General features: G+C 38.2%; 6 protein-coding genes. 3 read left to right on the top strand and 3 right to left on the bottom strand.

The window, feature by feature from the left end; genetic code table 11:
* Positions 1-208: 208 nt before the first annotated feature.
* The 3 genes from AACU98_RS03105 to AACU98_RS03095 are packed head-to-tail and all read right to left on the bottom strand — an operon-like array spanning position 209 to position 3,028.
* On the bottom strand, positions 209-583 hold the full coding sequence (locus tag AACU98_RS03105) for a YjaA family stress response protein (RefSeq protein ID WP_004246224.1): 375 nt from the start codon (positions 581-583) through the stop codon (positions 209-211).
* 22 nt (positions 584-605) lie between these two features.
* Positions 606-1,322: a two-component system response regulator BtsR gene (gene btsR / locus AACU98_RS03100; protein WP_004246223.1), complete on the bottom strand. Its 717-nt coding sequence runs from the start codon at positions 1,320-1,322 to the stop codon at positions 606-608.
* A gap of 2 nt (positions 1,323-1,324) precedes the next feature.
* Entirely contained in the window at positions 1,325-3,028 is a 1,704-nt protein-coding gene (locus AACU98_RS03095; RefSeq protein WP_004246222.1) for a sensor histidine kinase, read from the bottom strand.
* 235 nt (positions 3,029-3,263) lie between these two features.
* On the opposite strand from AACU98_RS03095, the gene AACU98_RS03090 reads away from it, so the two are divergent.
* From AACU98_RS03090 to AACU98_RS03080, 3 genes are read left to right on the top strand one after another with little or no spacing between them, the layout of a single operon-like run.
* Positions 3,264-4,235, top strand: a complete 972-nt coding sequence (locus AACU98_RS03090) for an HlyD family secretion protein (protein WP_004246221.1) — start codon at positions 3,264-3,266, stop codon at positions 4,233-4,235.
* A gap of 9 nt (positions 4,236-4,244) precedes the next feature.
* Positions 4,245-5,390 carry an ABC transporter permease gene (locus AACU98_RS03085; protein WP_004246220.1) on the top strand — a complete coding sequence of 382 codons (1,146 nt, stop codon included), beginning with the start codon at positions 4,245-4,247 and terminating at the stop codon, positions 5,388-5,390.
* On the top strand, positions 5,390-6,553 hold the full coding sequence (locus tag AACU98_RS03080) for an ABC transporter permease (RefSeq protein WP_012368735.1): 1,164 nt from the start codon (positions 5,390-5,392) through the stop codon (positions 6,551-6,553). The genes AACU98_RS03085 and AACU98_RS03080 overlap by 1 nt, the downstream gene beginning before the upstream one ends.
* The last annotated feature ends 189 nt before the right edge of the window (positions 6,554-6,742 follow it).

The following is a 6,742-nucleotide window of genomic DNA, read 5'->3' as shown; positions in this document are numbered from 1 at the left end:
GATAGTACTAAATAAAAAGTATTATATAAATAAGTTGGTAATGGCTAAAAATGAAGTCATAATAAAATAATTTACAGTAAAGCCGAACAATGTTTAGGTATTAAACCGGTTTATACTCATTATATTTTCTAGAAAACAATATCAGCAGGTTTTTAATAAGTATTTAGACACTTATTTGTAAATGGTTAAATACTGATTTTATGTAGGGTTATGATTTATTGATTAATTCAATCACCTCTGCATCCATAAGTGGTGTGAGTTTTGCACTAATAACGATTTTTTTGTATTTATTATTCAATCCACCGGCAATGACTTCATTGAATAATCGAATTTCTACTTGGGATAATCCATCTTCGGTACGTTCTAAAGGATGAATTACCACATTTCTTTTTCGACAAAAAAAAGATAATGGGTTAATACCTATTTGAGTAAGTGCTGTTCGTATCGCTTCAATAGCAGGGTAAAAATCACCAATTAACATTCGGCTATGAGTAAAATGACGTTCTACAGAAAATTCTTTTTTGGTGTGAAGATCACGAACTTCGATGCGATTAATATAAACTTTAATATAAATGGGTTCCATCAAGCTTATTCCTTTTTACTGATTAAATTAAGCCAATCGCCTCTTTTAAGGGTTTAAGGTAACGTCGACTGACCGGAATTTGTTTATTATTATGTAAAATAAGTTCTGCTTGTCCATTATCACCAAAAACAATTTCATTGACATAATCCATATTCACTAAATATTGACGATGGCAACGTACCAGCGGAGTGCGTGTTTCTAAAGTACGTAATGTAAGCTCAGTAAAACCTTCTTGCCCTTGATTATTGGTGACATAGACACCGCTTAATCGTGATGTAGCAAACACGGCTTCATCGATTGGCATTAGCCAAATACGGCTATGCCCAGTACAAGGAATGCACTTTAAGCGTTCTTCTGGTGGTGATAATAAATCAATATTTTGTTTATTGCCTTGGCGTAAACGACTTAATGTTTTGGCTAAACGCTCTTGCTCTAATGGTTTGAGCAAATAATCAAAAGCGTGCTCTTCGAATGCTTGAATAGCATATTCTTCAAATGCCGTTAAAAAGACAATATAAGGGCGATGTTCAGGATCAAGCATTGAGACCATTTCTAAGCCAGTAATACGTGGCATTTGAATATCAAGAAAAACCACATCAGGTTTTTTACGATGTATTTCCCCTATCGCCTCAATAGCATTACTGCATTCACCAATAATATGAATATCTTTTTCTTCTTCGAGTAAACAACGTAAATTTTCACGAGCAAGCGGCTCATCATCAACGATTAATATATTCATTGTTATGCTGCGTTATCCATATTTTTTTCTAAGGGTAAACAGATTTTTATTTTGGTATAGTTATCAGGCTGACACTCCACAAGTACACCATATAGATCACCATAGCGTAATTTAATCCGCTTATCGACAAGTCTCATTCCTAAACCGAGCTGATGTGATGCGCCTTGCGAATGATAAAGCCCTGCATTATCACTAATTTCGATCACTATTAAGTGGTCTTCTTGATGCGCTCTAATTGTAATCTTTCCGATGCCTAATAACTGTGATGTTCCATGTTTAATTGCATTCTCAACCATAGGCTGAAGCGAAAATGCAGGAAGGCGCGCAGTGGCTAAATGTTCAGGTATCTGAATATCTATCTGTAAACTTTCTTGAAAGCGCGCTTTTTCAATTTGTAAATAAGCCGTGACGTGTTCAATTTCATCACTGAGTGTCACTATCGCTTCGGGTCTTTTTAAATTCTTACGAAAAAAAGCTGACAGAAATTGCACTAACTGTTTTGCTTGATCACTATCACGACGAATAACGGCTTGTAATGTATTTAATGCATTAAATAAAAAGTGGGGATTGACTTGTGCGTGTAGTAATTTAATTTCTGATTCTAATAGTGATTGTTTATTTCTTTCGTATTGCCCGGCAAGAATTTGTGCTGATAATAGACTGGCGATCCCTTCTCCTAAGGTTCTATTAATGGAGCTAAATAAGCGATTCTTTGCTTCATAGAGCTTTATGGTGCCAATAACGCGATTATTTTCTCCTCGTAAAGGAATAACCAGTGTCGAGCCTAATTTACAATGTGGAGAAAGGGTACATCGATAAGGTGTCTCATTGCCGTCCGCATACACGACTTCGTTATTATTAATGGCTTGTTTAGATTGTTCTGAGGAAATCGGTGTACCCGGCAAATGATGATCAGCGCCAATACCAATAAAAGCGAGTAGTTTATCTCTATCCGTAATGGCGACAGCACTGACTTTTAATTCTTGGTAGATAACTTTTGCAACACGAGTACTATTATCTTGGTTAAAGCCTTTACGTAAAATACCTTCAGTGCAAACCGCAATTTTTAATGCTTGAGCGGAGAAAGCACTGGTATATTTTTCAAAAATGGCACGTCTATCTTGTAATATCCTAATAAACATCGCAGCACCTATTGTATTTGCTACAATCATAGGAGCGGCAATATTTTTTACTAAAGAAAGTGCTTCATCAAAAGGACGAGCGAGTAATAAAATAATACTCATCTGTATTATTTCGGCAAAAAAGGTGACGGTAGCCGCAGTCCAAGGATTAAATATGCGGTGCATTTGTCCATGTTTTACATAATAACGATGAACTAATCCACCAATTAATCCTTCTGCGATAGTGGATACCATACAACTTAACGCTGTCATTCCGCCGAGGGAATAGCGGTGTAAGCCACCCGTGAAGCCAACGAGAAAGCCTACATACGGGCCACCTAATAATCCGCCTAATACGGAGCCAATAGCACGGGTATTAGCAATAGAGTCATTAATATGCAATCCAAAATAGGTGCCCATAATGCAGAAAATGGAGAAAATCACATAGCACATTAATTTATGTGGAAGTTTGATAGTCACTTGTAAAAGAGGCGTAAATAGCGGCGTTTTGCTGAGAAACCACGCAATAATGAGATAAACGCACATTTGCTGTAATAACAGCAAAATTAAATCAAATTCGTACATAAGTTGTGTGTACCACTTTCTGGGTTTATTTAATAAATTAAAAAAACGTAGATAAAATGAGGCTATTCATGGAGTAATAAAATTTGGTATAAGAATAACTTAATCGCACTATCAAAGAAAATCTTCCTCTGAGTCAGTGATCTAGCGCACAAAATTCTTAAAGAAATAGCCAGTTATTGTGTAAGATAACGCTATCAGTGAGTGTTCTACTTCACTATTAAGGTCTAATCGTTATATGAAAAAAAGAGCCATCTATCTTATTTTATTAATGCTAATACTTATTGCATTAGCCGTTCTTTTCCGCGCGCATAATCAATATTTATTACTGCAAGGTGAAGTGGATGCACCTGAAGTTATTGTGGCCTCTAAAGCCAAAGGACGTGTTATAGAGCGTCATATTGAGCGGGGTGATGATGTTAAAGCGGGGCAATTGATGATCACCTTAGATAGCCCGGAACTCAATGCTCAAGTGGCTGCACTGGAAGCGGCAAAAGCCCAAGCTCAAGCTCAATTAGATCTCTCTATTCACGGTACAAGAGAAGAAAGCATTCGCAATTTACAAGCGATCTTATCTCAGGCGCAAGCACAAGCCACCAATGCAACGAAAGATTACCAACGTCTTAGTGCGGTCGCCAATAAAGGTTATGTCTCTGCCAATGAGCTTGATAGTGCTCGTAGTCGTCGAGATGTTGCCGTGCAGCAAGCAAAAGCCGCTCAAGCTGAGTTAGATGAAGCGAAAAACGGTGATCGTATTGAATTACGTGAGAAATACCGAGCCGCACTACAACAAGCAGAGCAGCAATTAATTGAACTGAAAGTTCAGCAACAAGATTTACAGGTAAAAGCTCCGGTTGACGGCGAAGTGGGGCCTATTCCTGCGGAAGTGGGTGAGCTTTTTAATGCCAATAGCCCATTAGCTACGTTAATTCGTCTCCCTGAAGCCTATTTTGTATATAACTTGCGTGAAGATATTTTAGCCGATATCCGCAAAGGCGATCGCATCACCATCACTGTTCCTGCGTTAGGCAATAAAGAAGTGGAAGCAGAAGTTCGCTATATTGCTCCTATGGGAGATTACGCAACGAAAAGAGCGACGCGTGCAACAGGAGATTTCGACTTAAAAACCTTTGAAGTTCGACTGTATCCAACGGCACAAATTGAAGGACTACGTCCTGGTATGAGCGCATTATGGCGTTGGGATAAGTAAGGGCGAATAATGAGAGTAAAGGCAGCTTGGCGTGGTTTTAATAGCGCATTCTCACGAGAAACCCATATGGCAGTGCGAAGCCCAGTGTTCCACTGGCTAAGCTGGCTGTTTCCATTAATGTTATTCACATTAATTAGTGCTAACTTTTCAGAAGGTACTTTGCTGAACTTGCCAGTTTCCGTTATCAATAATGATAATAGTCCACTATCAAAAACGTTGATCCGAGATTTAAATGCAGGCTCTCATGCAAAATTAAGTGCGCTAGATACAAATCCGCGAACCGCCTTAGAGCAGTTAGGAAGTGCAAAAGATTACGCTATTTTAATGATCCCCCGCCATTTTGAAAAAGATGTATTAGCAGGCAAACAGCCGACAACCCGAATGTATTACAATGGGTTGTATTATGCTGCGGGTAGCTATGCTATACAGGATTTTAGCGGGTTAATTGCCGAGCTTAATGCTCAATATCGCACTGTTTTAGCGCAAGAGATGAATAAGCCAGTGCCGCCTTTAGCCAAAGTAACACTCTCTTATGACAGCCTGTTTAATGCTAGTGGTAGTTATATCTACTATCAACAATTTGCTGCAACCATTCATATGCTGCAACTCTTTGTTGTCACCTGCACGATTTACTCCTTATCACGGGGTAATATGCTATTAAACCTAAAACCTTTCACTTTTGCCCTAATAGGTAAATTAGCACCTTATACGCTGTTTTTCTTAACATTATTAATGGTTGAATTAGCGGCGTTAGTGCATTTTTCAGGGGCAAAAGTCAATGGTAATCCGCTTTATATGATATTGGTGGGGTTCTTTTATATCATCGCGGCACAAAGTATTGGGTTGCTGTTGTTTACATTTACCAATAGTGCGATAACCGCATACAGTATGATAGGTATGCTAGTGAGTATCGCCTTAGCTTTTTCAGGGATGGCAGTGCCTGAACTGTCGATGATATTACCTGCTCGAATCATTTCTAATCTAGAACCGTTAACGCACGCCTTAAATGCTATGTTTGATATCTTCTTAAGAGAAGTTTCGTTACAAGGTATTCTTTATGTGTGCACGCTTTTGTTGATTTATCCTTTTGCGATTGCGCTTTTAGTTCGCAAACGCATCTTTAAAAGATTGGAATTACAGGTAGGTGTCGTATGATGCAGATGTATTTCCAAACATTTAAGCGTGTTTTATTAGGCATGTTAGAAAAACCGATGTGGATGTTATTATTGGTTTCTCTTTGCATTATGAGTTTAGTCTACGCTAAACCTGTATTGTGGGATCTGCCTGTGGCGGTGATCAATCAAGATCATAGTCCCGCCAGTTATGCCCTTATCCGCTCATTAGATGCCACACCTAAATTAAGCTTAAAGGGATATGATAATTTAGATGAAGCTCGTCATGACATGATCATGCGTGAACTGTTTGCCATTATTATTATTCCAACAGATTTTGAAAAAAAACTGCTTAATGGCAAAAATGTTACCGTTCCTGTGTACGGGGATGCGACCAACCGTCTTGCTAGTGGACAAATTCAGCAAGAATTAATGCAGGCGTATCAGCAATTATTAGATAACTATAACGGCCGTATCTTACAAAATGCGGGTTTTAGTGCGACACAGTCAAAAATATTATTAAAACCGATCCAAAGTGAAACTATCGCCATGTATAACCCTGGGGTCAGTTTTGCCGCCATTATTTTCCCAGGCTTGTTAGTGATGTTATTGCAACACTCATTATTAATTGCTTGTGTACGAGTGAGTATCGCCGTCAGAGGAACGCCAAAAGGGAAGCCTCCGTTAGCGGTATATTTAGGTGCGCTATCTGCACTTATACCGATTTGGCTCTTTTTATCTTCGGTGTTCTTTGCACTATGGCCGTGGGTATTAGGCTATCGTCAAGAAGCACCACTTTATCAAATTTGGATGTTGACCTTCCCATTCTTATTAGCGGTATTAGGATTAGGTAAGTTGATCACCGAATGCTTGCGCAGTGTTGAGATGATTTACTTAACATTGGCATTTGTGACGACACCAGTATTCTATATTTCGGGAACTATTTGGCCATTACAAGCTATGCCGGATTGGGTATTGGCAATATCCTCTGCATTACCTTCTACATGGGCTGTAAATGCTATGGCCGGAATTAACCAGATGGGATTATCATTCCAAAGCATCCTAGGGGATATCGTGATGATGCTGGTTTTAGGCGTGATATATACCATTTTGGGGGTGTTAGTGGGTATGTTGCGCAATGGTGAGTTAAGGAAAATTACTCATCAATTTAAGCATTGGGCGAGACATTACCACCGTTCAAAGTAAATAATATCTGTAATATGCTAGGTAAATAGGACGGGATTACTGAAAAGTTATCCCGTCTTTTTTATTTTAGTGTAAATTTTCTATAATAGTCTATTAATAACAAAAATTTGTTTAAATTATTTTACTTTTATGCAATCTCTATCTAAAGATATTATCTTAATAATAATAATGTTTTTAATAAGCTTAAAT

It is taken from the genome of Proteus sp. G4380, assembly GCF_963885725.1.
Lineage (GTDB): Bacteria > Pseudomonadota > Gammaproteobacteria > Enterobacterales > Enterobacteriaceae > Proteus > Proteus mirabilis.
This window is presented reverse-complemented; position numbering and strand designations above follow the sequence as displayed.

Bases quoted from the DNA above. Each gene is read 5' to 3' on its own strand.
- AACU98_RS03105 (WP_004246224.1), bottom strand. From the start codon at position 583: ATGGAACCCATTTATATTAAAGTTTATATTAATCGCATCGAAGTTCGT.
- btsR (WP_004246223.1), bottom strand. From the start codon at position 1,322: ATGAATATATTAATCGTTGATGATGAGCCGCTTGCTCGTGAAAATTTA.
- AACU98_RS03095 (WP_004246222.1), bottom strand. From the start codon at position 3,028: ATGTACGAATTTGATTTAATTTTGCTGTTATTACAGCAAATGTGCGTT.
- AACU98_RS03090 (WP_004246221.1), top strand. From the start codon at position 3,264: ATGAAAAAAAGAGCCATCTATCTTATTTTATTAATGCTAATACTTATT.
- AACU98_RS03085 (WP_004246220.1), top strand. From the start codon at position 4,245: ATGAGAGTAAAGGCAGCTTGGCGTGGTTTTAATAGCGCATTCTCACGA.
- AACU98_RS03080 (WP_012368735.1), top strand. From the start codon at position 5,390: ATGCAGATGTATTTCCAAACATTTAAGCGTGTTTTATTAGGCATGTTA.